General features: G+C 29.4%; 27 protein-coding genes and 1 riboswitch. Of the genes, 10 read left to right on the forward strand and 17 right to left on the reverse strand.

The genetic code is table 11. From position 1 onward, the window contains the following. Positions 1 to 5: 5 nt before the first annotated feature. The 9 genes from thiH to B5464_RS00720 all read right to left on the reverse strand — a co-directional run bounded on the left by thiH (position 6) and on the right by B5464_RS00720 (position 7,735). Positions 6 to 1,121 (reverse strand): 2-iminoacetate synthase ThiH, encoded by a 1,116-nt coding sequence (thiH, locus tag B5464_RS00680; RefSeq protein WP_079736781.1) that lies wholly within the window; start codon positions 1,119 to 1,121, stop codon positions 6 to 8. Between the two features lie 3 nt (positions 1,122 to 1,124). Next, positions 1,125 to 1,892 (reverse strand): thiazole synthase, encoded by a 768-nt coding sequence (locus tag B5464_RS00685; RefSeq protein ID WP_079736782.1) that lies wholly within the window; start codon positions 1,890 to 1,892, stop codon positions 1,125 to 1,127. Between the two features lie 5 nt (positions 1,893 to 1,897). Further along, positions 1,898 to 2,545 carry a thiamine phosphate synthase gene (gene thiE, locus B5464_RS00690; protein ID WP_079736783.1) on the reverse strand — a complete coding sequence of 216 codons (648 nt, stop codon included), beginning with the start codon at positions 2,543 to 2,545 and terminating at the stop codon, positions 1,898 to 1,900. Beyond that, positions 2,535 to 3,302: a hydroxymethylpyrimidine/phosphomethylpyrimidine kinase gene (locus tag B5464_RS00695; protein ID WP_079736784.1), complete on the reverse strand. Its 768-nt coding sequence runs from the start codon at positions 3,300 to 3,302 to the stop codon at positions 2,535 to 2,537. Before B5464_RS00695 ends, thiE begins: the two co-directional genes overlap by 11 nt. Positions 3,303 to 3,307: 5 nt before the next feature. Further along, positions 3,308 to 3,907, reverse strand: a complete 600-nt coding sequence (locus B5464_RS00700) for a thiamine phosphate synthase (RefSeq protein ID WP_079736785.1) — start codon at positions 3,905 to 3,907, stop codon at positions 3,308 to 3,310. A gap of 120 nt (positions 3,908 to 4,027) precedes the next feature. Then, entirely contained in the window at positions 4,028 to 5,884 is a 1,857-nt protein-coding gene (gene thiC, locus B5464_RS00705) for a phosphomethylpyrimidine synthase ThiC (protein WP_079736786.1), read from the reverse strand. Positions 5,885 to 5,902: 18 nt separating this feature from the next. Continuing rightward, the gene (thiS, locus tag B5464_RS00710) at positions 5,903 to 6,106 is read right to left on the reverse strand and encodes a sulfur carrier protein ThiS (RefSeq protein WP_077809536.1); all 204 of its coding nucleotides are present in this window, start codon (positions 6,104 to 6,106) and stop codon (positions 5,903 to 5,905) included. A gap of 44 nt (positions 6,107 to 6,150) precedes the next feature. Beyond that, a riboswitch (TPP riboswitch) is annotated at positions 6,151 to 6,245 on the reverse strand. Between the two features lie 45 nt (positions 6,246 to 6,290). Next, the gene (locus B5464_RS00715; RefSeq protein WP_079736787.1) at positions 6,291 to 6,575 is read right to left on the reverse strand and encodes an LETM1 domain-containing protein; all 285 of its coding nucleotides are present in this window, start codon (positions 6,573 to 6,575) and stop codon (positions 6,291 to 6,293) included. Then, the gene (locus tag B5464_RS00720; RefSeq protein ID WP_079736788.1) at positions 6,575 to 7,735 is read right to left on the reverse strand and encodes a proline dehydrogenase family protein; all 1,161 of its coding nucleotides are present in this window, start codon (positions 7,733 to 7,735) and stop codon (positions 6,575 to 6,577) included. The genes B5464_RS00715 and B5464_RS00720 overlap by 1 nt, the downstream gene beginning before the upstream one ends. Positions 7,736 to 7,824: 89 nt before the next feature. On the opposite strand from B5464_RS00720, the gene aroB reads away from it, so the two are divergent. Next, positions 7,825 to 8,883 (forward strand): 3-dehydroquinate synthase, encoded by a 1,059-nt coding sequence (aroB, locus tag B5464_RS00725; protein WP_079736789.1) that lies wholly within the window; start codon positions 7,825 to 7,827, stop codon positions 8,881 to 8,883. Positions 8,884 to 8,956: 73 nt separating this feature from the next. On the opposite strand, the gene B5464_RS00730 is transcribed toward aroB, so the two are convergent. Then, entirely contained in the window at positions 8,957 to 9,409 is a 453-nt protein-coding gene (locus B5464_RS00730) for a cold-shock protein (protein ID WP_077809540.1), read from the reverse strand. A gap of 267 nt (positions 9,410 to 9,676) precedes the next feature. Between B5464_RS00730 and B5464_RS00735 the strand changes: the two genes are divergently transcribed. From B5464_RS00735 to B5464_RS00755, 5 genes are all read left to right on the forward strand, one after another. Continuing rightward, a complete protein-coding gene (locus tag B5464_RS00735; RefSeq protein ID WP_079736790.1) occupies positions 9,677 to 10,705 on the forward strand; it encodes a hypothetical protein in 1,029 nt (342 codons plus the stop codon). A gap of 173 nt (positions 10,706 to 10,878) precedes the next feature. Beyond that, positions 10,879 to 11,550, forward strand: a complete 672-nt coding sequence (locus B5464_RS00740; RefSeq protein ID WP_077809542.1) for a TetR/AcrR family transcriptional regulator — start codon at positions 10,879 to 10,881, stop codon at positions 11,548 to 11,550. A 1-nt stretch (position 11,551) separates the two neighbouring features. After that, a complete protein-coding gene (locus B5464_RS00745; protein ID WP_079736791.1) occupies positions 11,552 to 13,219 on the forward strand; it encodes a peptidase domain-containing ABC transporter in 1,668 nt (555 codons plus the stop codon). Positions 13,220 to 13,224: 5 nt separating this feature from the next. Further along, complete coding sequence (locus tag B5464_RS00750) at positions 13,225 to 14,580, forward strand: HlyD family secretion protein (protein ID WP_079736792.1); 1,356 nt, start codon at positions 13,225 to 13,227, stop codon at positions 14,578 to 14,580. 4 nt (positions 14,581 to 14,584) lie between these two features. Next, positions 14,585 to 15,988, forward strand: coding sequence for a TolC family protein (locus B5464_RS00755; RefSeq protein WP_172830836.1), 1,404 nt, complete (start codon positions 14,585 to 14,587; stop codon positions 15,986 to 15,988). Here B5464_RS00755 and B5464_RS00760 read toward each other — a convergent pair. Next, positions 15,985 to 16,185: a helix-turn-helix transcriptional regulator gene (locus tag B5464_RS00760; protein ID WP_079736793.1), complete on the reverse strand. Its 201-nt coding sequence runs from the start codon at positions 16,183 to 16,185 to the stop codon at positions 15,985 to 15,987. The two genes, B5464_RS00755 and B5464_RS00760, sit on opposite strands and share 4 nt — an antisense overlap. 1 nt (position 16,186) lies before the next feature. Further along, positions 16,187 to 16,582: a hypothetical protein gene (locus B5464_RS00765; protein ID WP_154066911.1), complete on the reverse strand. Its 396-nt coding sequence runs from the start codon at positions 16,580 to 16,582 to the stop codon at positions 16,187 to 16,189. Between the two features lie 170 nt (positions 16,583 to 16,752). Here B5464_RS00765 and B5464_RS00770 point away from each other — a divergent pair, with 170 nt between their 5' ends. Continuing rightward, the gene (locus B5464_RS00770) at positions 16,753 to 17,172 is read left to right on the forward strand and encodes a hypothetical protein (protein ID WP_079736795.1); all 420 of its coding nucleotides are present in this window, start codon (positions 16,753 to 16,755) and stop codon (positions 17,170 to 17,172) included. 12 nt (positions 17,173 to 17,184) lie between these two features. On the opposite strand, the gene B5464_RS00775 is transcribed toward B5464_RS00770, so the two are convergent. Next, complete coding sequence (locus B5464_RS00775; RefSeq protein ID WP_079736796.1) at positions 17,185 to 17,649, reverse strand: MaoC family dehydratase; 465 nt, start codon at positions 17,647 to 17,649, stop codon at positions 17,185 to 17,187. Between the two features lie 99 nt (positions 17,650 to 17,748). Here B5464_RS00775 and B5464_RS00780 point away from each other — a divergent pair, with 99 nt between their 5' ends. After that, positions 17,749 to 20,982: a S41 family peptidase gene (locus B5464_RS00780; protein WP_079736797.1), complete on the forward strand. Its 3,234-nt coding sequence runs from the start codon at positions 17,749 to 17,751 to the stop codon at positions 20,980 to 20,982. Positions 20,983 to 21,018: 36 nt separating this feature from the next. On the opposite strand, the gene B5464_RS00785 is transcribed toward B5464_RS00780, so the two are convergent. From B5464_RS00785 to B5464_RS00795, 3 genes are read right to left on the reverse strand one after another with little or no spacing between them, the layout of a single operon-like run. Next, positions 21,019 to 21,648 carry a trimeric intracellular cation channel family protein gene (locus B5464_RS00785; RefSeq protein WP_077809550.1) on the reverse strand — a complete coding sequence of 210 codons (630 nt, stop codon included), beginning with the start codon at positions 21,646 to 21,648 and terminating at the stop codon, positions 21,019 to 21,021. Between the two features lies 1 nt (position 21,649). After that, positions 21,650 to 22,771 (reverse strand): DEAD/DEAH box helicase, encoded by a 1,122-nt coding sequence (locus tag B5464_RS00790; protein ID WP_079736798.1) that lies wholly within the window; start codon positions 22,769 to 22,771, stop codon positions 21,650 to 21,652. Between the two features lie 30 nt (positions 22,772 to 22,801). After that, entirely contained in the window at positions 22,802 to 23,197 is a 396-nt protein-coding gene (locus B5464_RS00795) for a thioesterase family protein (protein ID WP_079736799.1), read from the reverse strand. A gap of 95 nt (positions 23,198 to 23,292) precedes the next feature. Here B5464_RS00795 and B5464_RS00800 point away from each other — a divergent pair, with 95 nt between their 5' ends. Continuing rightward, on the forward strand, positions 23,293 to 24,630 hold the full coding sequence (locus tag B5464_RS00800) for an MATE family efflux transporter (protein WP_079736800.1): 1,338 nt from the start codon (positions 23,293 to 23,295) through the stop codon (positions 24,628 to 24,630). Here the strand turns inward: B5464_RS00800 and B5464_RS00805 are convergent. Further along, complete coding sequence (locus tag B5464_RS00805; protein ID WP_079736801.1) at positions 24,622 to 25,296, reverse strand: DUF2461 domain-containing protein; 675 nt, start codon at positions 25,294 to 25,296, stop codon at positions 24,622 to 24,624. The genes B5464_RS00800 and B5464_RS00805 overlap by 9 nt on opposite strands. Positions 25,297 to 25,353: 57 nt before the next feature. On the opposite strand from B5464_RS00805, the gene B5464_RS00810 reads away from it, so the two are divergent. Beyond that, positions 25,354 to 26,169, forward strand: coding sequence for a DUF1853 family protein (locus B5464_RS00810; protein ID WP_079736802.1), 816 nt, complete (start codon positions 25,354 to 25,356; stop codon positions 26,167 to 26,169).

Genomic DNA, 26,169 nt, shown 5'->3' on the forward strand with positions numbered 1-26,169 from the left:
ATAAATTATACCTTTTCAAAATGTTCCCAATCTTTCCAAACAACCTCTAAACCATTATTTTTTAACATTTTTACAACATCTTCTGTACTTCTTTCATCAGAAATTTCGAATTGTTCTAAAGATTGTGGTTCAACAGAATATCCACCAGGATTTGTTTTAGACTCGGCACTAATAGAAGTAATTCCTAATTTAACGATATGATTTCTAAATATTTCACTTTCTCGGGTAGACATAGACAATTCTACATCTTCATCGAACAAACGAAAAGCACAAATTGTTTGTACTAAATCTTTATCCGTCATTTCTACTTTTGGTTCTAAACCACCAGAATGCGGTCTTAATCGAGGAAAAGAAATCGAATATTTAGTTTTCCAATACGTCTTTTGTAAATATTTTAGGTGTAAAGCTGTAAAAAAACTATCTGCCCTCCAATCTTCTAAACCAAATAAAGCGCCTAAACCAATTTTATGCACACCGGCTTTACCTAATCGATCTGGTGTATCTAGACGATAATCAAAATTAGATTTCTTCCCTTTTGGGTGATGTTTTTTATATTCTTCTCTATGATAGGTTTCTTGATAAACAAGTACGGCATATAATCCATTTTCTTTTAAAAGAATGTAATCTTCTGTATTTAAAGGCTGAATTTCTATAGTTATGTTAGAAAATTTACTGCGTATTAATTGAATCGCATTTTTTACATAATCTACACCAACGGTTCTATTTGCTTCGCCAGTAACTAACAAAATATGATCATATCCTTTCTTTTTTAGGAAGGCAACTTCTTTTAAAATTTCTGCATCTGTTAGCGTTCTTCGTGGTATTTTATTAGTCATACTAAAACCACAATACGTACAGATATTCTGACACTCGTTACTTAGATACATGGGTGCATACATTTGTATTGTATTCCCAAATCTCTTTTTAGTAAGTGCATGACTTTTTTGAGCCATTTGCTCTAAATGTGGTTTTGCTGCAGGAGACAACAATGCCTTAAGATCTTCTAAATCTAGATTATCTTTTAAAAGCGCCAACTCAACATCTTTATTGTTTTTATTGTAAATACTATTTAAAGTTTCACTCCAGTTATAAGTATCAAAAAGTGTTTTAAAGTTGCGCATCTTTTAATTTAAAAATGATGTTAACGGACTACTTGCAACTGCTTTTTTATTTACAGGAGCCAACTTTGCTTCAAAAGCCATTCTACCAGCTTCAACTGCCATTCTAAAGGCGTTTGCCATTGCCACAGGATTTTTAGAAACTGCAATTGCTGTATTTACAAGAACTGCATCTGCACCTATTTCCATTGCAAATGCTGCATGAGAAGGAGCACCAATACCTGCATCAACAATAACTGGCACATTCGATTGCTCGATAATAATTTCTAAAAAATCTACTGTTTTTAAACCTTTATTACTACCAATCGGAGCACCAAGAGGCATTACACATTGTACACCTACCTCTTCTAATCGTTTACATAAAACAGGATCTGCATGAATATATGGCATCACTACAAAACCTTTTTTAACCAATTCTTCTGCAGCTTTTAGAGTTTCTATAGGATCTGGCAACAAATACCTAGGATCTGGATGAATTTCTAATTTTACCCAATTTGTCTGTAAAGCTTCTCTAGATAATTCTGCAGCAAAAACTGCTTCTTTAGCATTTCTTACGCCAGAAGTATTTGGTAATAAATTAATTCTTTCATGACTTAGATGCGTTAAAATATCATCCTCCTCATTCGTCACATCAACCCTTTTTAATGCCACCGTAACCAATTCGCTTTTACTCTCTAATAGTGCATCTTGCATTAAATTAGACGAACTAAATTTACCTGTTCCGGTAAATAAGCGAGAATTAAATGTTTTATCGGCAATTATTAATTTTTCCATGCTACTTAATTTTTATCAAACTTAAATATTTGCTCTTGAGCTCTATCTTTAAGCAATATTTTATGAAAGTTTGAAATTACATTGTAATTATTAGTTATTTCTGATGAAACAGCCAATCCGTAAACACCTGTTTCAATAATTGACTCTGCATCGCTTAAAGTGATGCCACCAACTGCAATTATTGGCACTGTAGTTTTTAATTCTTCTAAAATAACTTTGTAACCTGCTACTCCTAAAACCGGACTTAAATTTTCTTTTGTATTTGTAAATCTAAACGGACCTAAACCAATATAATCTACTTTTTTGTCTAATAAAGCTTTACAATCTTTTAAAGTGTTTGCAGTACCACCAATAATTTGCCAAGACGCTAGTTCTTTACGAACCAAATTAGGACAAGCATCTGTTTTACCCAAATGAACGCCATCAGCTTTTATAGCAATTGCAACTTTGTAATAGTCGTTTATAATTAATCTTGTCTGAAAATTATCTGTAATTTCTTTAACCTTTTTTGCTGTTTCTAAAACTATATCTTCCTCTACATTTTTTAAACGTAATTGAACTGTCTCTGCCCCAGAGCTGCATGCGTTTTGAATATTTTGCAAATGCTCTTCTGGTGATTTACCTTGAGATATATAATGTAATTTACTTATCATTTCTATTTTTGTGATTTCCTAATAAACTTGTATTAGAATTTAAAAATTGTTCTGTATATAACTTTGTTTTTCTACAAGCATCATCTATACCAAAACCCAAAGCTATATTTGCAGCTAATGCAGATGATAAAACACAACCGCTGCCATGTTTCTCGTAAACTTTTTCAGCAATTGGTGGTATATTTAACTGAACCAAACTATTGTAATAAACCTCATCTAAACCTTTCTGCTCTTTTCTGTGTCCGCCTTTTAAATACAGGTTTGTTTTATTCGCCATAAAATCTATCGTTTCTTCAATATCTTTTTTAGGAAACAAAGCCTTAATCTCATCGTAATTTGGTGTAATAAAAAAACAAGATGTGAGTATTTTTTCTAAAATTTTTAGATTTTGATTTGTATGAAAATTAAAACCACTACTAGTTTTTAAAACAGGATCTAAAATTATTTTTATTGATGCATTTAACGCTTTTAATTTATTTATAATGTTAAATAAACGTTCCCAAGATTCGATAACACCTATTTTAACTACATCAATAGAAAACCTTTCGAATAAAGTTTCTATTTGACTAATAATAACCTCTTCTGCAATCCAAAGACAATGTTTAAAATTAATATCATTCTGAACAGTTACAGCTGTACAAACAGATAAACCGTATAAACCATGTGCTTCAAAAGTTTTTATATCTGCCGTTAAACCAGCACCACTAGATGGATCTAGGCCTGCAATAGTTAAAATAAAGTTGTTATCATCTAACATAAAAATTAACCTTTAGCTACTTTATACTGATCTCTAATACCTTTAAAACTTTCAATAGGATTTTTCGCATTCCAAACTCCACCTAAAACTCCGATACCATTATATCCTAAATCTAAAACTTTTGGTATTGTTTCTTTATTTACGCCTCCCATTCCAATGATTGGTTTATCAATATGATTTACATCAAAACCTCTACCTTGATAACCCTGTTTTGAAATTGAAGAAAAAACCGGACTTAATAAATTATAATCAAATTTTATTTTACAACTTTCTAATTCTTTTGGTTCATGAAAAGAACTGCTTATCGTTTTACCCTTCAAATTAAAATTAGATAAATAATCTGCTCCGATTTCTAAAACATCTCTTCGCTTTTGCTCTTGAAAATGAATTCCTTTCAAATTAAATTCGTGAATCAATTCATGATAATAATGTAAAACTATCTTAGAATGAAAAGCTGTATCTATTTGGCTTAAGTATTGTAAATATTCTTCTTTCGATTTATTGGGTTTTCTTAAATGATAATACTCTAGCCCTTCTTTAAACAAAGTATCTAAAATTTCTATTTCATTAGAAATATCATTTTCTGGCGCAATAAGTATTATCATAAGTAGTAAAAATTATCTAAAAAACACCTTTTAATATTTCAATAGTAATCAATCTATATTAAAAAAAAGCTCAACTACGTCTCCCCCAAGACGTAGAAGCGCTTTTATGGCAAAAGTATATTATAAATATACTTCTGAACCTTTATCTTTAAATTCTTTAGATTTTTCTTCCATTCCTTTTGCAAAAACCTCATCACCTTCAACCTTATTTTCTGCTGCAAAATCTCGAACTTCTTGAGAAATTTTCATTGAACAAAATTTAGGACCACACATAGAACAAAAATGTGCAATTTTAGCTCCTTCTGCTGGTAAAGTCTCATCATGATATTCTCTTGCTAATTCTGGATCTAAACCTAAATTAAACTGATCTTCCCATCTAAACTCAAAACGTGCTTTACTTAAAGCGTCGTCTCTGTGTTGTGCACCTGGATGTCCTTTTGCTAAATCCGCAGCGTGTGCTGCTAATTTATAAGTAACCACACCGGTTCTAACATCTTCTTTATTTGGTAAACCTAAATGCTCTTTTGGAGTTACATAACACAACATTGCACAACCAAACCAACCAATCATTGCTGCTCCAATACCAGATGTAATATGGTCATATCCTGGTGCAATATCTGTGGTTAAAGGTCCTAAAGTATAAAAAGGAGCTTCATCACAAGCTTCTAATTGTTTGTCCATATTTGCTTTAATCATATGCATTGGCACGTGACCAGGACCTTCAATAAAACATTGTACTTCGTGCTTTCTTGCTATTTTAGTTAATTCTCCTAAAGTTTCTAATTCTGCAAACTGTGCCTCATCATTTGCATCTGCAATAGAACCTGGTCTTAAACCATCTCCTAAAGAAAAAGCAACATCATACGCTTTCATAATTTCACAAATTTCTTCAAAATGTGTATATAAAAAACTTTCTTTATGATGTGCTAAACACCATTTTGCCATAATAGAACCTCCACGAGATACAATACCGGTAATTCTTTTTGCTGTCATTGGCACATAACGTAAACGCACACCGGCATGAATTGTAAAATAATCTACACCTTGCTCTGCTTGTTCTATTAATGTATCTCTAAAAATCTCCCAAGTTAAATCTTCTGCTACTCCGTTTACTTTTTCTAAAGCTTGATAAATAGGCACTGTACCAACAGGAACCGGTGAGTTTCTAATAATCCATTCTCTAGTTTCATGAATATTTTTTCCGGTAGATAAATCCATAATATTGTCTGCACCCCAACGACAAGCCCAAACCGCCTTTTCTACCTCTTCTTCTATAGAAGAAGTAGTAGCAGAATTACCAATATTAGCATTAATTTTAACCAAGAAATTACGACCTAAAATCATAGGTTCTGCTTCTGGATGATTAATGTTTGATGGAATTACTGCTCTACCTCTTGCCACTTCTTCTCTAACAAATTCTGGCGATATTTTTGCAGGAATACTTGCACCGAAATCTTGACCTGGATGTTGTTTAGACAAACGTGTAATCTCATCTATTTTTTGGTTTTCTCGAATTGCAATGTATTCCATTTCTGGAGTTATTATTCCTTTTTTAGCATAATGTAATTGTGTAACATTCTGCCCTTTTTTTGCTCTTAGTGGTTTTTGTAAATGATTAAAACGTAAATGATCTAAACTTTTATCATTTAAACGTTCGTTACAATATTTAGAAGAAAAAGAATCTAACTGCTCAACATCATTTCTTTCTAAGACCCACTCTTCTCTAATTCTTTCTAAACCATTATGAATATTAATTTCTTTGGTAGGATCTGTATACGGACCCGAAGTATCATACACAGTAACGGGCTCGTTTGCTGTTCTTTTCTTGGTCATAGAATCTACCGTATCACTTAATTCTATTTCGCGCATTGCTACTTTAATTTTTGGATACAGTTTACCTTTTACATATACTTTTTTTGAATTAGGAAAAGGATTTCTAGTGATTCCTTTACTTGGTGCTGTGTCTTTTTTCTTCATTTTTTATAGTTGTAAGTTTTATCCGCCTTGAGTAGATTTTATGATTAAAACTTTATCATTATTATGAAGTAAATTAGAAGACCAATTTTCTTTTTTTATAACATTAGAATTAACGGCAATAGCAATTCCGTTTGTTTTTATTTTCAAAAAACAAATTAATTCTTCTATTGATATTTCTTCAGAAAATTGTTGATTTTCTTGGTTTACATTTATAGTAATCATAAGTATAAATATTACTGTAAACCAAAGAGAGGTAGTTATATAACTAAATCTAGGTAACTTTTTCCTACGTTGGTATTAACCAAATCAGGTTCTAAGGATGTTTCTCAAACTAATTTAATAGCTACTCCTAAAGTTTACAAGACAAATATATCTTTTATTTTTTTAAAATTATATTTTTTTAAAATTATTTTACATCATCTCTAAATGCTGATGGTAAAATGTCTGGTATTAATTTTATTAGTAAGGGTAATAATAATGCACCACCCGGAAGCATAAAAACAGTAAAAGCAGGTATTGCTTTGCAAATATCTAATAACTGCACTTTTATTTTTAACTTCTCTTCTTCTGTTAACGTCGAATGTGTAGATTTTCTTATTAAATGCATTGCCTCTTTACTTTGCAACAGTTCTTGGTGCAATCTAAGTTTGTTTCGATGCAACAACATTTTTATTTCATCTATCGTTTGCATTATATTTTTCTGCGTTTTCGCTCTGCTTTAATCAAATTTAATTCTCTACTTGTTTGTCCTGCTACAGATGTATTTTCTTCTGCTCTTCTAATTAAGTAAGGCATTACATCTCTAACAGGACCAAAAGGAACATATTTAGCAACATTATAACCTAAATCTGCTAGGTTAAAACTAATATGATCGCTCATACCATATAATTGACCAAACCACAAGCGCTTATCATCTTTTTCTATTTTATATTGTTCTGCTAATTTTAAAAGTAAATAAGAACTTTCTTCATTATGCGTACCTGCAAATAAAGCCATTTTTTTATGTTCCATCATATATAAAATAGCAGCATCATAATTTTTATCTGTTGCTTGTTTATCTGCACAAATAGGAGATTCATATCCTTTTTCTTCTGCTCTACTTCTTTCCTTTTCCATGTAAGCACCACGAACTACTTTCATACCAATATGAAAATCTTTTTGATAAGCTCTTTCGTATAAACCTTTTAAATACTCTAAACGATCGTGTCTATACATTTGTAATGTATTAAATACAATTGCTTTTTCTTTATTGTAGTTTTCCATCAATTCTTCAACTAAATCATCTGCTGCATCTTGCATCCAGCTTTCTTCGGCATCTATCAATAAAGGTACATCTTGTTTTACTGCTGCTTTACACACAGTATGAAAACGCTCTTTTACACGAATCCATTCAGATTTTTCTTCTACTGTTAAGGTTTGTTTTTCTGTAATTTTTTGAAAAAGAGCAAATCTACCAAAACCAGAAGGTTTAAAAACCGCAAACGGAATCGATTTCTTTTCTTCACCAAAATTAATAATCTTTAAAATAGTCTTTAAAGTTAAGTCGAAAACCTCTTCTCCTTCTTTACCTTCTACCGAATAATCTAACACAGAAGATACTCCTTTTGTATACAATTTCTCTATGTTTGGTAAACAGTCTTCTTCTGTTACACCACCACAAAAATGATCGAATACTGTAGAACGAATTAAACCCTCTACAGGTAAATGTGCTTTTAAAGCGAAATTTGTTACAGCTGTACCTATTCTAACCATTGGTTGGTTCTGTATCATCTTAAAAAGAAAGTATGCTCTTTCTAATTCTGAGTCTGTTTTTAATGAAAATGCAATTTCAGTATTATCAAAAAATTTCATTCGTTAGATTTTAATTTAGAACAAAGATAGTCTAAGACTGTAAATAATTCAATAATTTCTATTTAATTTGCACATTCAATATTAAAATGATGAAATCTATAAAAGCCGTAAGTTATCCTGTTCATTTTCAAGAAAAAGGATACGAAGAACTATCAAACTTAATTTCTAACAAAAACTACTCTACGCTATTTATTTTAGCGGATGAAAATACTTTTGAATGTTGTTACCCTAAATTTATTCCAAATTTAAAAACAGATATTCGTATTGAAGTTATCGAAATAGAATCTGGTGAAATAAATAAAAACTTAGAAACCTGTGCTGGCGTTTGGAACGCGATTACAGAATTGGGCGGAGATAGAAAAAGTTTGGTAATTACTCTAGGCGGTGGCGTTATTACAGATTTAGGTGGTTTTGTTGCTTCATGTTACAAAAGAGGTATTGATTTTGTTAATATCCCTACAACTTTACTTTCTATGGTAGATGCTTCTGTTGGTGGTAAAACTGGTGTGGATTTAGGTGTTTTAAAAAATCAAATTGGTTTGTTTGCAAACCCAGAAATGGTTATTGTTGATACCAATTATTTGGAAACAGTTACAGAAAGAGAAATAAAATCTGGTACTGCAGAAATTATTAAATATGGTATTACTTATGATAGTAAACTGTTTTATGAAATTAAAAACAACAAAGGCTTAGATATTAAAGACTTAATTTTTAGATCTATAGAAATTAAAAACGAAGTTGTTTTACAAGATCCTAAAGAACAAAACTTACGCAAAATTTTAAATTTTGGTCATACACTAGGGCACGCTATAGAATCTTTTTATTTAGAATCTGAAGACAAAGAAAACTTAACTCATGGCGAAGCTATTGCAATTGGTATGGTTTGCGAAAGTTATATGTCTGAAAAACTTTTAGGTTTTCCTACTGAAAAAGTTTTAGAGGTTAAAGATGTTGTACTATCTATTTACGACAAAATTGATTTATTAAAAGAAGATTTTTCTGCAATTTTAGAATTATTAAAGCACGATAAGAAAAATGTAAACGGACAAGTTAATTTTGTGCTTTTAAATGATTTTGAAGATTACAAAATTGATTGCAAAGTACCTGTAGATTTAATTATAGAAAGTATGGAGTTTTACAATAATTAACATAAACTTTTACAACATATAAAAAAAGCCTTTTCAATTGAAAAGGCTTTTTTTATATGTTGTAAAAATGAAATTATACTTTCTTAACTTTTACTGCATTCATACCACGCATACCTCTTTCTAATTCGAAAGAAACTTTATCGTTTTCTGCAATTTGATCTATCAAACCACTTACGTGTGTAAAATACTTTTCGTTATTTTCTGTATCAATAATAAATCCGAAACCTTTAGAAGTATCAAAGAAAGAAACTTTACCTTTTCTTACAGGATCTTCTTCTGGTAAATCTTCTTTTTTAGTTACAGAAATTTGAATATCTTCTAATTCATACTCTACTTTTAATTCTGGATCTGGCGGAGTATCTGTTAAATTACCATTATGATCTACATAAGCAAATTGAATTCCTGTAGACCCATTTTCTTCTTTGGCAGCTTTTCTAGCTTCCATTTTTTTAATCTTATCCTGACGTTTTTTTAAACGTTTCTTTTCTTTTTCACTTTTACTAAATGTTTGCTGCGATTTTGCCATTAAAATACAAAAGGTTTTTTTTATTAATATTTCTAGAAAGATAAAATACGTTACAAGAAAATCTAATTAAGGCTAACTAGTATAATGAAGGAATTGTATTCTGTCTTACAGCGACAAAGGTACAAAATTTAAAGGAATAATACATACTTTTTAATTGCTGATTACCAACAATATGCTAAAAATTAACTTTTTTCAGAAAAAATCATTTTTAAAAAACCATACATCAATTTACTTCGTATGTATACCTGAAAACTAAAAATAAACAGAATGAAATCTATTAAAATTATGGCACTAGTATGTGCTACTACGCTTGGTTTAACTTCTTGTTCTAATAATGATACAGATTTAGACTTAGACCTACAAACAGAAACCAAAGTTTTATTTACTTCAAATAATTCTGATGGAAATGTAAATATGTACAATGTATCTGATATGAATAATATCTCAATATCTACAATAACAACTGCAACTACAAAAGCAGACGGAATTTATTATGACGGTTCAGAAGACCTTGTTGTGCAAGCTTCTAGAAGCACATTTGGTTTAGAAGGTTATACAGGTATCGATGTTTCTGGTACTTCTTTAACAGCTAATGTTGGTGTTACAGGTTCTTTAGATATGACAAGTCCGAGAGAATTGGCAGTAAGTGGTAACTTTTATGTGGTTGCAGATAATGCAGATGTAGACGGAGATGATACTACTAAAGATGGTCGATTATTTATCTACTCTAAAAATGGAAATTCTTTTACTTTAAGAAATACAATTACAACAAACTTTAAATTATGGGGAATTGTATTTAAAGGAAATGATTTATTTGCGATTGTTGATACTACAAATGAATTAGCAGTATTTTCTAACTTTTTAAGTAATACAAGTACAGCAACAGTAGAGGCTACAAAAACAATTGCCATTGAAGGGATTGTTAGAACGCATGGTTTAACTTATGATGCTACAACTGATGTTATGATATTAACAGATATTGGTGAAGCTTCTAACGGACAAGACGATGGTGGTTTTCATATTATTGAAGATTTTACATCAAAATTTAACGCAACAGCTAACAATGCTACTTTAGCAGTTTCGCAACAAACAAGAGTTTCTGGTGCAAGTACTTTATTAGGTAATCCTGTTGATGTTGCTTATGATAGCGATACAAAAACTGTATTTATTGCTGAAGCTGGAAACGGCGGAGGAAGAATATTAGCATTTAATAACATAAATAATGGAGGTAATTTAACACCTTCTTACAATACCTCGTTAGCATCTGCTTCTGCTGTGTATTTACATAAAGAATAAAAATTATACAAAAACATTTTTGGTTGAATGTTTTATGTTAATGTTGGGCCTTCCGTTAATTCGGAAGGCTTTTTTTTGTTTATTAATTTATTGTTAAAAAAACACCAAATTTCAGTAACACTTTCTTTTTTAATAGTAATACTATTATATTTGCAATCTAAAATAGTTTCAGTATGAAAAACTTATTATCAATATTAAAAATTACGGTACCCGATAAGATTTTTATTAAAGATCCAGAAACCTCGAACTTAGGTAAAAAAATAATTGAAAATAGTATTCTTCTAATAGACGAAATTGGTTTCGAAAACTTTACCTTTAAAAAACTAGGAACAAAGATACAATCTAATGAAAGTTCTATTTATAGATATTTTGAAAGCAAACATAAATTACTATTGTATTTATCGTCTTGGTATTGGGCTTGGTTAGAATATCAATTAGTTATAGAAACATTTAGCATATCAGACAATGAATTAAAACTAGAAAAAGCAATAGAGGTAATTACTAGAACGGTATCGTTAGATAGTAATTATTCTCATATAAATGAAGCTATTTTATATAAGATAATTGTAAATGAAAGTTCTAAATCTTTCTTAACAAAAGAAGTAGATACAGATAATAAAGAAGGTTATTTTGAAGTCTACAAAAGATTAATAACAAGAATAAAAGAAATGATATTAGCTTTAAAACCAGATTATGAGTTTGCACTTAGCCTATCGAGCACAATTTTAGAAGGTGGCTTGCATCAACATTTTTTAAAAGAACATTTTCCGTCTATTACAAATAGTAAAAAAGGTGCTACACCTACTCGTTTCTTTACGCAACTTGTTAAAAACACACTAAAATAAAATGAATACTACAGATAAAATAACACCATGGAGAAGATTTGTGGGACTTTTAAAACTAGAAAAAAAAGATATTTTTCAAATTTTCTATTATGCCATATTTGGTGGTGTTGTAGCACTATCATTACCTTTAGGAATACAGGCAATTATTAATTTAATTCAAGGAGCTCAAATATCTACTTCTTGGGTAATTTTAGTTATTGTTGTTACAATTGGCGTTATATTTTCTGGCGCTTTGCAATTAATGCAATTAAGAATTATAGAAACAATTCAACAAAGAATTTTTACTAGAGCTTCTTTTGAGTTAAGCTATAGGTTTCCTAAAATTAAAATGAATGAGCTACGTAATAATTATCCGCCAGAATTAGCAAATAGATTCTTTGATACGTTAACAATACAAAAAGGATTGTCTAAAATATTAATTGATGTACCTACCGCTCTATTACAAATAGTATTTGCTTTAATATTGCTTTCTTTTTATCATCCTTTCTTTATAATTTTTGGTATTCTTTTATTACTTCTAATTTATATCGTTTTTAAATTTACTGCACAAAGAGGTTTAGAAACTAGTTTAAAAGAATCTAAAATTAAATATAAAGTTGCCCATTGGATTCAAGAAGTTGCAAGAACCGTTGTAAGTTTTAAACTATCTGGTAATACAAATTTGGCATTAAAGAAAAATGACGATTTGGTAAGTAAATATTTAGAAGCTAGAGAAAATCACTTTAGAATTTTAATTTTACAATTTAGCCAAATGATAGGCTTTAAAGTTATTGTTACTGCTAGTTTATTATTAATTGGTGGTGCGTTAGTTCTTAACCAAGAAATGAATATAGGACAATTTGTTGCTGCAGAAATTATCATTTTATTGGTAATACAGTCTGTAGAAAAATTAATTGTTGGTTTAGAGTCTTTTTATGATGTGCTTACATCCATAGAAAAAATAGGGCAAGTTGTAGATAAAGAATTGGAATCGCAAGAAGGTGAAAAACCAATTTTTAAGAAAGGTTTATCTATAGAATTAGACAACGTTTCTTATGCTGTAGAAGATAGAAAAAAACCAATTATTAAAGATATTTCTTTAACTATTAAACCAGAATCTAGAATTCTTGTACACGGAGAAAGTGGTGCTGGTAAATCTAGCCTTTTAAGATTAATTGCTGGTGTAATAGAACCCACAGAAGGTAATATTTATATCAATAATTTATCTTTAAACAGCTTACACCTTAATCATTACAGATCTCAATTAGGTTTATCGCTTTCAGATGAAACACCTTTTGAAGGCTCTATTAGAAATAATTTAGTTTTTGGTAATCAAGAAATTACAGATGATACAATTTTTGAAGCTTTAGATATTGTTGGTTTAAATCAATTTTTAAAAGAACAACCTAACGGATTAGAGACTGTTCTATATCCAGAAGGCAAACAAATGTCTTATACAATTGCTAAGAAAATAATTTTAGCAAGATCTATAATAAAAGCGCCAAAAGTAATGATCTTAGAAGATCCATTAGATCAATTTAATCTAGAGGAAACTGTTAAAATAATTAGCTATTTAACAGATGCTAGCAGACCTTGGGCGTTAATTGTTGTAAGTAGTAAAAAGAGCTGGAAAACACAATGCAGTCAAATTATAACTCTAGAAAAAGGAGAAATTAAATCTATAAATTAATAATCATGTTAAATATTTCTAACAATCAATTAAATAATAAGGTAGATTTAAAACAATTTAAATCTGGTAAAGATATTTTTACAAAAAACTATTACAAATCTTTAAATAAATTTTTGTTAGCTTTTGCTATTATTGGTTTTATCCTTTTATTTTTACCTTGGACGCAAAACATTACTAGTCAAGGTTTAGTTACCACATTAACTCCAGAACAAAGACCACAAAGTATACAATCTCAAATACCTGGAAGGATTGAAGAATGGTTTGTAAAAGAAGGAGATTATGTAAAAAAAGGAGATACTATTTTAAGAATCTCTGAAATTAAAAGTGATTATTTTGACAACCGATTAATCGAAAGAACAAACAATCAAATAAATGCAAAAAATTCTTCTGTAAATGCATATCAACAAAAATCTAATGCTTTACAAAGACAAATAAATGCATTAAAAGACGAGCAAGTTTTAAAAACTGCTCAATCGCAAAACAAACTTTTGCAATCTAAACTTAAAGTACAAAGTGATAGTATTGCCTTACAAGCTGCAAAAACTAATTTATCTATTGCAGAAAAGCAGTTTTTAAGAACAGAAACGTTGCAAAAAGAAGGTTTAAAAGCCGTTGTAGATGTAGAACAAAAACGTTTGAAACTGCAAGAAACTCAAGCTAAATTAATAGCTCAGCAAAATAAATTATTAGCAAGTAAAAATGATGTGATTAATGCGAAATTAGAATTATCTAGAATTAAAGCAACTTTTACAGATAAAATTTCGAAAGCACAAAGCGATATGTTTACTGCAAGATCTAATGGTTTTGATGCCGAAGCACAAGTCTCTAAATTAGAAAATAGCAATAGCAACTATAAAGTTAGAAATAGTCTGTTATACGTAACTTCTCCACAAAATGGATACATCAACAAAGCTATTAAAGGAGGAATTGGAGGCACTTTTAAAGAAGGTGAATCTTTAGTTGGTATTATGCCAGAAAAGTATGATTTAGCTGTAGAAACTTATGTAAAACCAATAGATTTACCGCTTTTACACATAGGTGAAGAAGTAAGAGTTCAGTTTGACGGTTGGCCTGCAATTGTTTTTTCTGGTTGGCCAAATGTATCTTATGGTACATATGGTGGTACCGTAGTTGCAATAGAAAATTTTATAAGTGACAACGGTAAATACCGTGTTTTACTGGCACCAGACGAAAGAGAAAATAAATGGCCAGAAGCAATTAGGGTTGGCTCTGGAGCAAAAACAATCGCATTATTAGAAGATGTACCAATTTGGTTCGAGTTATGGAGACAGTTAAACAGCTTTCCGCCTAATTACTATCAACCAAATACAAACAAAAGCAAAAAAGAAACTAAAAAGTAAAACAATGAAGAAGTTTTTACTAATACTAACAATGTTATTTTTTTCTACCAATTATGCACAAGAAGAAATTAGCAATCAACTAACTTTATCAGAGTTTTTAAGTTACGTTAAAAATTACCATCCAATAGTAAGACAAGCCAATTTAGTTTTAAATTCTAGTGAAGCTAAATTGTTAAAAGCTAGAGGTGCATTTGACCCCAAGATAGAAGTAGATTTTGATAAAAAACTATTTAAAGAAAAAGAATATTACAACAAATTAAATAGTTCTTTTAAAATACCAACTTGGTACGGAGTAGAATTTAAAGCTAATTTCGAAAAAAATGATGGTTTATTTTTGAATCCAGAAAACAATGTCCCACTAGATGGTTTATACAGCGCAGGTGTTTCTGTATCTTTAGCTAAGGGTTTACTTACCAATAAAAGAATGGCTGCTTTAAAACAAGCAAAATATTATGTAAATCAAGCAAAAGAAGAACAACAAATACTGGTAAATAAAATTCTTTTTGATGCTTCATTAAGTTACTTTAATTGGTTAAAAGCATATAAAGAAAAATTAGTTTTTACTTCTTTCTTAGAAAATGCAAGAATTAGATTTGAAGGAACTAAAAGAGCTTTTCAAGAAGGTGAAAAACCAGCTATAGATACTTTAGAAGCAGGTATAACATTAAACTCAAGAAAATTAAATTTAGAAAAATCTGCAATATACTATACCAAAGCATCTTTAGAATTGTCTAATTTTTTATGGCTGAATAATAATACACCTATCGAGTTAAAAGAAAATATAATTCCAGATTTAGAAGCAAAAAATTCTGTTGATAAAACATTTAATATAGCCTTATTTAATCAAGAAGATTTCGACATCGAAAATCATCCTAAAATTAAAGCGTTAGACTTTAAGGTAAAAAGTTTAATAGTAGAAAAGCGTTTAAAAAAGAATAATTTACTTCCAAAAATAGATCTTCAGTATAATTTTATTTCTGCAGATGGAAATCGAATTAATTCTTTTAATTCATCGAATTACAAAGCTGGTTTAAATTTTAGTTTTCCAATATTTATCAGAAAAGAAAGAGGAGATTTAAAATTAGCTAAAATAAAATTACAAGATCAACAGTTAGAAGCCAAAACTGCTAAAGTCACCATAAAAAATAAATTGAATAGTTTGTTATTAGAATTAGATTCTTTTGATAATCAAAATAACTTTACAGATGCCATAGTAAGAGATTATAATGTTCTATTAAAGGCAGAAGAAAGAAAGTTTTTCTTAGGAGAAAGCTCTTTATTCTTAGTGAATTATAGAGAAGAAAAATTTATTGATGCGCAGTTAAAAGCTATCAAATTAGAAAACAAATTCTTTAAAACGAAAGCAAAACTATTTAAAGAAGCTGTTTTTAATATTAACGATAATTAATCTGATTCTTCTAACGTAAAAAAATCATTTACAGGAATCTTAAACACTTTAGACAACTTTAAAGACAAAACTGTAGAAGGCACATACCTATTTTTTTCTATAGAGTTTATAGTTTGCCTAGAAACACCAATTGCTTTTGCTAAATCGTCTTGAGTTAAATTTAAAATAGCTCTTTGTACTTTTAAAGTGTTTTTCATGTTATCTATTTAGTCTTTTTAACTGCCAAAAAATCATTAGTTGCACAACTAACATATAAAATAACACTTCAAAATAAGTAAAGCCTACTAATTTTTCATCAGCATTAAAAAGTTTACCCACACCATAATTAATAATTGGCTGCAGCAAAGAGTATAAAATTGCTAAAACAAAAGCTATTCTGTAAGATTGTGATCTTAAAGTTTCTATAAACTCATCTTCTTCCCTATCTTTTGATATAGAAATTAGCAACATACCAACCAAAAGTAAACCAGATAACAACGGTTTTACCCAAATTGGTTCGTCAAAAAACTTTTTGGCAATCATCAATCCAAAAATAAAAAAGGTTGCATAATAACCAATCTTTTTAAATTTATTTGACAATTGAAATTTATTCATTTTTTCAATATAACTTCTTTCTCGTTCACAAACTGACATTTTCGACATAACAAAACTATTTTACAATTAGACAAATAAACTTTATATAATGTCAAATATACTTTACATTTTGTAGTTTTACAAATATTTTTAAGTATATTTAAAAATCAATCAACTAAACTTTTTTTTAAATGACTACAAATTCGAATAAACCTAGTAAAGCTTTTTGGATAATTGGTATTCTTGCTTTGTTATGGAATTTAATGGGTACAAGCGCTTATTTGTTTCAAACATTAGCTACAGATGAAATGATTGCAAATATGCCACCAGAACAGCAAGCAGAAATGATGATAGAACATCCAGCGTGGTTAACTGCATTATTTGCATTAGCCGTGTTTGGCGGAGTTATAGGTTGCATTTTTTTTCTTGCTAAAAAGAAATTTTCTTATTATTTATTTCTTTTATCAGGAATATGTGCAACAATACAACAGGTTTATATTTTAATAGATATCGATTTAAGCATGTACGTTATGCCAATATTGGTAATTTTAGTTTGCCTATTTTTAATTTGGTATTCTAAAAAATGTATTGCAGACGGAATTCTAAAATAATTAGTATAAATCCTATTCAAAAAAAGCAGCTATAAATTCTGCCACACAAGCTGGTTTTTCTTGTCCTTTAATTTCTATTGTGCAAGAAAAAGTAGCTTTTATACCATTTTCACCTAAACTTTCTGTTTTCTTTAATTTTGAAATCATTCTTAACTTACTGTTTACAAGAACAGGGTTCGGAAAGCGAACTTTATTCAATCCGTAGTTTAAACCCATTTTTAAACTTTTAATAGTAAAAATATTTTCTAACAATTTAGAAATCATAGAAACAGACATAAAACCATGGGCAATTGTGCATTTGTAAGGGCTTTCTTTTAAAGCTCTTTCTTCATCTACATGAATCCATTGTTTATCTAAAGTGGCATTAGCAAAATCATCAATCATTTCTTGAGTTACTGTATACCATTCGCCAACTGGCAAATCTTTACCTTCTAGCTCTATAAACTCACATAACGTATTTAATATTAATGGCTTCATTACATCTAATTTAAATGTTAAAAAATCAACTTCTAATTTAACAAAATAAACAAGTTCTAAACTATATCAAATTATTAATTTAGAAAAAATTTTAAAACCATGAAACAACTAACCTATTTCCTCATTTTATTTACGTGTATTCTAAGTGCACAAACAAACCCAAAATGGCTAAGACATTCCAGTATCTCACCAGACGGATCTAAGATTGCTTTTACTTATAAAGGTGATTTATATACTGTAGCAAGTTCTGGCGGAACCGCAAAACAACTTACTTTTCATAGTGCGCATGATTTTATGGCTACTTGGAACAAAGACGGTTCTAAAATTGCTTTCGCCTCTAACAGATACGGTAATTTTGATGTTTTTGTAATGAACGCAAACGGAGGAACCGCAAAAAGATTAACTTTTCACTCTAATAACGAAACTCCGTATAGCTTTACATCAGATAATAAAAATGTAGTTTTTGGTGCTTTAAGACAAGACGATGTTCGTCATAGACAATATCCGCATGGTTCTCAAACAGAACTTTACAGTGTACCTGTAAAAGCTGGTAAAGTACAGCAATTGTTAACCATTCCTGCAGAATACACACAATTTTCTAAAGATGGTAAAACGATGCTTTATCAAGATAAAAAAGGAGGCGAAAACGAATGGAGAAAACATCACACATCTTCTATTACCAGAGATATTTGGATATATAACACCAAAACTCAAAAGCATAAAATGATTACTACAAATACTGCAGAAGACAGACAACCTGTTTTTTCTTCGGATGAAAAAAGCATGTATTTTTTAAGTGAAAGAAACGGAACCTTTAATGTATTTAAGTCTAATTTAGAAAGCGGAGCTTCTGCAGAACAAATTACAAACTTTAAAACTCATCCTGTACGTTTTTTAAGTATTGCTAATGATATGCTTTCATTTGGTTATGATGGTGAAATTTATACATTAAAAGAAGGTGAAAAACCTAAAAAAGTTGCCATAACAATTACTACTCAAGATAAAGAAAATACAGATAAATATGTTTCTGTAAATGGCGGAATTAACGAAATGGCTGTTTCACCAAATGGTAAAGAAATTGCTTTTATTGCTCGTGGTGAAGTGTTTGTAACTTCTGTAGATAAAACTTTTACTAAAAGATTAACCAACACACCAGAAAACGAACGTTTTGTAAATTGGAGTTCTGATGGAAAATCTGTAATATATTCTAGTGAAAGAAATGGAAAATGGAGCGTTTTTAAAACTGAAAAACAACGTAAGGAAGAACCTTTCTTTTACGCAGCTACACTTGTTAAAGAAAGTGCTTTAATAAATAATAAAAAAGACAATTATTTAGCACAATACTCACCAGACGGAAAAAAAATCGCTTTTATTGAAGGAAGAAGAACTTTAAAAATTTTAGATGTAAAATCTAAGAAAGAAGTAACTCTTTTAACTCCTAAAGATTTATTTCACATGAGAGATGGCGATAAGAATTTTACATGGAGTCCCGATAGTAAATGGCTACTTGTAGATTGGTCTAAAACCTTAAACAATGGTGAAATTTTATTAATGGCAGCAGACGGTTCTAAACGTGTAAATTTAAACGAAAGTGGTTATTACGATTCGAATCCTAAATGGGTAAATAATGGTAAAGAAATGATTTGGTTTAGCAATAGAAACGGATTAAAATCTTACGCAACAAGTGGTAGTTCTCAAAGCGATGTTTATAGCATGTTTTTTACACAAGATGCTTGGGATGAATTTAATCTAAGTGATGAGGATTATAAACTAATGAAAGCGATTAAAGAAGAAGAAAAGAAAAACTCTAGCAAGAAGAAAGAAAAAGATACTAAGAAAAAAGATGCCGATAAAAAAGACAAAGAAGATGTTAAACCTTTACAGTTCGATTGGGATAATTTACAAGATAGAACAAAGAGATTAACAATTCATTCTTCTCGTTTAGGTGATGCTGTACTTTCTAAAGATGGCGATAAACTTTATTATTTATCAAGTTTTGAAGGTCGTTCTAATTTATGGACTACAAATTTAAGAACCAGAGCAACAAAAATGCTAATGAAATTAAATGTTGGTTACGGTAGTTTAACTTGGGATAAAGAAATGAAAAATCTGTATTTACTTAGCAGCGGTAGAATTACAAAACTAAATCCAAGTACAAATAAACAAAAACCAGTTAGCATTAAAGCGGAAATAAAGTTTGATAAAATTGCAGAAAAGCAAGCAATGTTTGATCATGTTTGGCTAAGAACAAATGCAGTTTTTTATCATTCGAATTTTCATGGAAAAGACTGGAAAAAATTAAAAAAAGAATATCAGAAATACATCCCATATATTGGTAATGAATTCGAGTTTTCTGAAATGTTGTCAGAGTTATTAGGAGAATTAAATGTATCGCATTCTGGTGCTGGTTTTAGAGGAGGAAATGTTAAAAATGCAGATGCTACAGCTTCTTTAGGTATTTTTATGAATCATAATTTTAAAGAGGACGGTATTTTAATTGATGAAGTTATTAAAGGCGGTCCTTTAGACAAAGCTAAATTTAATATTAAAGCTGGCATGATTATTAAAAAAATTAATGGCGATTTAATTGATAAAAATACAGATGTTGCCAAATATTTAAATCGTGCAGCAAATAAGTTTATGCTGTTAGAAATAGAAAATCCATCAACAAAAAAATCACAAACAATTACAGTTAAACCTATCACATTAGGACAAGAAAACAGATTGTTATACAAAAGATGGGTAAAAATAAATGAGAAACAAGTAGAAAAAGAAAGTAATGGCCAATTAGGTTATGTTCATATTCCTGGTATGAGTGACGGACCTTATAGAAGTATTTATCAAGACATGATGGGTAAATATTTAGATAAAAAAGGTGTAATAATCGATACTCGATTTAACGGTGGTGGAGATTTAGTTGCAGATTTAGCAATGTTTTTTACGGGTGTACCATTTTTAACTTATGAAACAGAGGCTAAAGTTGTTGGCGGAGAACCAACTTCGAGATGGACAAAACCAACTTTATCTATATTTAATGAAAGTATGTATTCAGACGGACATTGTTATGCTTCTGGTTATACAGATTTAAAAATTGGTAAAACTGTGGGTATGCCAGTTCCTGGAACTTGTAGTTTTGCAGGATGGGAAACATTACCTAATGGCAGTTATTGGGGAATTGTACCTGTTTCTGCTAAAAATAAAGCTGGAGAATGGATGGAAAACAACCAAACAGAACCTACAATAAAAGTAAAAAATATGCCAGGTAAAATAGATAATGGCATCGATGAGCAATTAATTATATCTATTCGAGAATTATTAAAAGATGTAAACTAGAAGTAAAAAAAATGCGAAGAGAAATCTTCGCATTTTTTATTTAAGTTTACCAAAAAGATCGTCTTTAATTCTAGGTAATTGTAAATGATATTTTACAGAAATTGCCCTTATAGTTATAACCACCAAAGCCGCAATTATAAAAATAAATTTCTCTGGTAAAATTGAGAATTTAAAAAGTAATAAATAAATTATTCCGCCAGCTAAACAAGCAGAAGCGTAAATTTCTTTTTCAAAAATTAAAGGTACTTTATTTGTTAAAACATCTCTTAAAACCCCTCCAAACACAGCAGATATCATTCCCATAATTAAAGCTATTATTGGGTGTAAATTAAAAGAAAGTCCTTTTTGTAAACCTAACAAAGTAAAAACACTAATACCAATCGTATCAAATAAAAACATGGTTCTACTTAAAAATGCTATTTTACTTTTAAATAAAAAAGTAAATACAACAGCAGTAAAAATTACATACAAATAATTTAGATCTGCAATCCAATTTATAGGATGTGCGTTTATTAAAACATCTCTTAACATTCCGCCACCTACCGCGGTTACAAAAGCAATTATAATTACACCAAATAAATCGAACTTTTTATCAGAAGCTACTAAGGCACCACTTACCGCAAAAGCAAAAGTTCCTAAAATATCTAGTACATAAACAACATCCATTTTAAACGCTAACTTCTGTAAATTTGATGTTTAATTCTTTTTGAATTTGATGTACTTTATCTAATTCATTAGAAAGAATAAAAGCCAAAGAAGTACCGGTATTTCCTGCTCTTGCGGTTCTACCACTTCTGTGTGTATAATATTCTAATTGTTCTGGTAATTGATGATGAATTACAAATTCTAAACCACTAACATCGATACCACGAGCAGAAACATCTGTAGAAACTAAATATTGTAAATTTTCTTTTTTGAAAGCACGCATAACTTTATCACGCTCTTTTTGTTGCATATCACCTTCTAAAGCGCCTGCAGAAAAACCTTCTTCTATTAAAAAATTTGCAAGATTTTGCGCACCTGCTTTAGTTCTACAAAATATAATACCTCTTTGCGTTCCTCTTTTTTCTAGAAACGTAACAATATCATCTGCTTTCGTTTTTAAGGTAGTTTTTACAAATTGATGTCTAATATTTGCATTTACCAAAGCATTTTTATTGACTTCGATTCTTGGCGCATTAGCATCCATATAAGTTTTAATAATACGCTTAATTTCTTCTGGCATCGTTGCAGAAAACAACCAAGTATTACGATTACTTTGAGAAGAGAATTTTAAAATTCTATTTAAATCTTGCTTAAAACCCATGCTCAACATTTCATCAGCCTCATCTAAAACAACTGTTTTTACATGACTAATATCAATATCTCCTCTTTCTATTAAATCGATTAATCTACCAGGTGTAGCAACTACAATATGAGTAGTTCTTTTTAGATTATTGATTTGTCTGTCAATTTTTTCTCCACCAAAAACAGCTTCAACAAAAATTTTATCTTCATTAAATTTCGTAAACTTAAAAAGTTGCTTTTTAAGTTGCTGAACCAATTCTCTAGTTGGTGACAAAATTAGTGTTTGAATATGATCAGATTTAGCATCAACATGGTGTAAAATAGGCAATCCAAAAGCTGCAGTTTTACCCGTACCAGTTTGTGCCAAACCAATAAAATCTGTTTTCGATTTTATTAATACAGGAATTGCTTTTTCTTGAATTTCTGTTGGTTTAGAAATACCTAATTCTTTAATCGATTTTATATATGAAGGTTTGATACCTAATTCTGAAAATGATGCCATTTTGTCTCTAAATTTTGTGCAAAGATACTTTTATTTAACAGGTTGTAATACTTTTAGAACATTTTCTCTAATTCTAGAAGGTTTATAGCTTTTAGCATCTAACATTCCCCAAACAGTTTTAGCTTTTACAAGTAAAATATTATTTTTATAAAACTCCATTAAACGTTCAGATTTAAAACCTTTGGTTTCACCAACCCAAGTTTTTACAGTAATTACATCGCCAATTACAGCTTGTTTTAAATATTCAATTTCGTGCTTAATTACAACCCAAACATATTCTGGTAAAGGATTGTTTCTAGTTAAATATGCCCAATGTTCAAAAGCAACTTTATCCATCCATTTTACATAAACCACATTATTTACATGGTTTAAATCATCAATATCATTAGAAGTTACTGTAATATTTAATTCAAAAATATCTTTCATTTATTAATTTTCTACAAAACTAAAACATTAATAATTCTATAACAATAAAAGTGGTTTCATTTTCTATTTAAATACCGTAATTTGCAACTTCTTCTATGAATAAACTTGCAAACGAATTAGGTACAGAAAAAATTAGCAAATTGCTTTTAAAACAAGCAGTTCCTGCAACTATTGGTATTTTAGTAATGTCTTTAAACATGATTGTTGATACTATTTTTGTAGGACAATGGATTGGTGTTTTAGCTATTGCAGCAATAACTGTAGTTTTACCAATTGCTTTTTTAATTTCTTCTATCGGAATGGGAATTGGTATTGGAGGAAGTTCTATCATTTCGAGAGCATTGGGCGCCAATAATACCGAAAAGGCTTTTTTAACCTTCGGAAATCAAATTTGTTTAACAGTAATTTTAGCGATACTATTTGTAGTTTTAGGAAATGTTTTTAGCATTCCTATTTTAGATTTATTCGGTGCTAAAGGTGAAATTTTACCAATTGCATCTGAATATTTTAGTGTTATTATTTACGGTGTTCCTTTTTTAGCATTTGCAATGATGGGAAACCCAACTATTCGTGCTGAAGGAAAACCAAAATTTGCAATGTATGCAATGATGGTGCCTGCAGTTTTAAATGTTGTTTTAGATATTTTATTTATAAAATTTTTTAATTGGGGAATGTGGGGTGCTGGTTTAGCAACATCGCTTTCTTATGCTAGTTGTGGTTTGTATATTTTGTATTTCTTTTTATCATCTAAAAGTGAATTAAAAATTATACCAAAAAACTTTAAACTTAATTTTAATATTGTAAAAGAAATTGCTCAATTAGGTAGTATTTCTATTGTAAGACAAGGTGCAGTAAGTATTTTAATGATTGTTTTAAACTACTCTCTTTTTACCTATGGTGATGAAATTTCGATTGCTGTTTTTGGGATTATTAATAGAGTGATGATGTTTGCCTTCTCTCCTATTTTAGGTGTTTCACAAGGTTTTTTACCTGTAGCTGGATTTAATATTGGAGCAGAAAAAAACGAAAGAGTTAAAGAAACCATTAAAAAATCTATTTATTTTGGATCTATCATTGGAACCATCATATTTATAGCAGTTGCTACTTTTAAAGAGCAAATAATTTGGATATTTACTAATGATGCTACACTTTTAGACAAAACACCCAATGCAATGCTAATTGTATTTTTAGTAACACCAGTTGTGGCGATGCAATTAATAGGTTCTGCCTACTTTCAAGCAGCTGGTAAAGCAATGCCAGCATTATTTCTTACACTATTAAAACAAGGAATTTTCTTAATTCCGTTAGCGTATATCTTACCAAAATATTATGGTGTTCTTGGGGTTTGGTGGTCTTTTCCGATTGCCGATTTATTATCAACGATAATAACTGTTATAGTTTTAAAAAGAGAAATAGATAAAAATCTACAATAACGATTCTCCGTTTAAATTAGTAGTTAAAATATCGCTAAACAAGTTAAAAAACGGTCGTAAAGCTTTAAAACTTTTATCTACTTCATCTATAAAATTTGGCGCTAATACTTCTGCATCTGTAAAATTTCTTGTGGCAATAAACCCTTTTTTTCTTAAAAGATTTACATCTGGATGCTCTTTATCAAAACCTCTTGGAGCCGTTTTTAATTCAGAAAAACTACCAAATTCTTTTCCAAAATATTTTTGATAATTTTTATCCTTTAAAATATCTTTTATTTCTGATGCATCTAACTCTATTTCTTTACGAATTCTAAATAAATCTTCTTTATTTGGCTCCCAAAACCCGCCAGCTAAAAAAGATTCTCCTGGTCTTATTCTTAAAAAATAACCACCTCTTAATTCTTTACCTAATCTAGAAAAAGAATTTGCAAAATGGGCTTTATACGGTGTTTTATCTTTAGAAAAACGAACATCTCTATAAATACGCATCATTTTTGATTTCTCAATATCATCATGCTTTTGTAGGTTTAAATGTACTTCTTCAAAAAAAGCTTTTGCCTTTTTTTGCTCTAAAACATAAGTTTCTTTATGTTCTGCAAACCAATCTCTATTATTGTTTTTTTGTAAGTCTTTTAAAAATTTTAAAGTAGATTTTTCGATTTGCATTTTATAGATCTTTTAAAGTATAAATTTACAAAATAGATTTGTAACTTCGAATTTGATATGCATCAAAAAACAAAAGATATTCAGAAAAGATTCGACGGATTTTTACAAACTCATAATCTGTGGAAAAATAACGCTGTTTTTAATTTAAATCAGTTTGAAACACCTTATAAATCATCAAAAATTGATATTGAACTTGATGAAAAATTGAGATTAGGAAAATACATAGAGCGTTTTGTTTCTTTTGAATTATCTCAGAACAAATCCATAGAAATTTTAGCCGAAAACATACAAATTCAAAGAAATAAAATTACACTTGGCGAGCTAGATTGTTTGTTATTAAAGAACAACTCTCCTATACATTTAGAAATTATTTATAAATTTTATCTTTTTGATGATAAAATTGGTCATACTGAAATTGAGCATTTTATTGGCCCAAATAGAAAAGATGCTCTAATAGAAAAATTAACAAAACTTAAAGGTAAACAACTGCCAATTTTGTTCGTAAAAGAATGTGAAAATCTACTAGATAACTTAGAAATTTCTTTAAAAGATATCTCGCAACAAATTTATTTTAAAGCACAATTATTTGTGCCGATAAATAAAAAGAACATTAATTTAAGTATATTAAATAACAATTGTATCGTTGGCTTTTATTGTAATTTAAAAGATTTAAATCAGTTTAATACCTGTAAATTTTATATACCAATAAAAAAAGATTGGTTAATTATTCCGCATAAAAATGTGAATTGGTTACAATTCTCTGACTTTCAAAATGAAGTTACATCTATTTTAGAAAGACAATTTTCTCCTTTATGTTGGTTGAAAAAAGAAAACGGAGAAATTGAGAAATTTTTTCTTGTTTGGTGGACATAA

It is taken from the genome of Polaribacter sp. KT 15 (genome assembly GCF_900143115.1).
GTDB lineage: Bacteria > Bacteroidota > Bacteroidia > Flavobacteriales > Flavobacteriaceae > Polaribacter > Polaribacter marinaquae.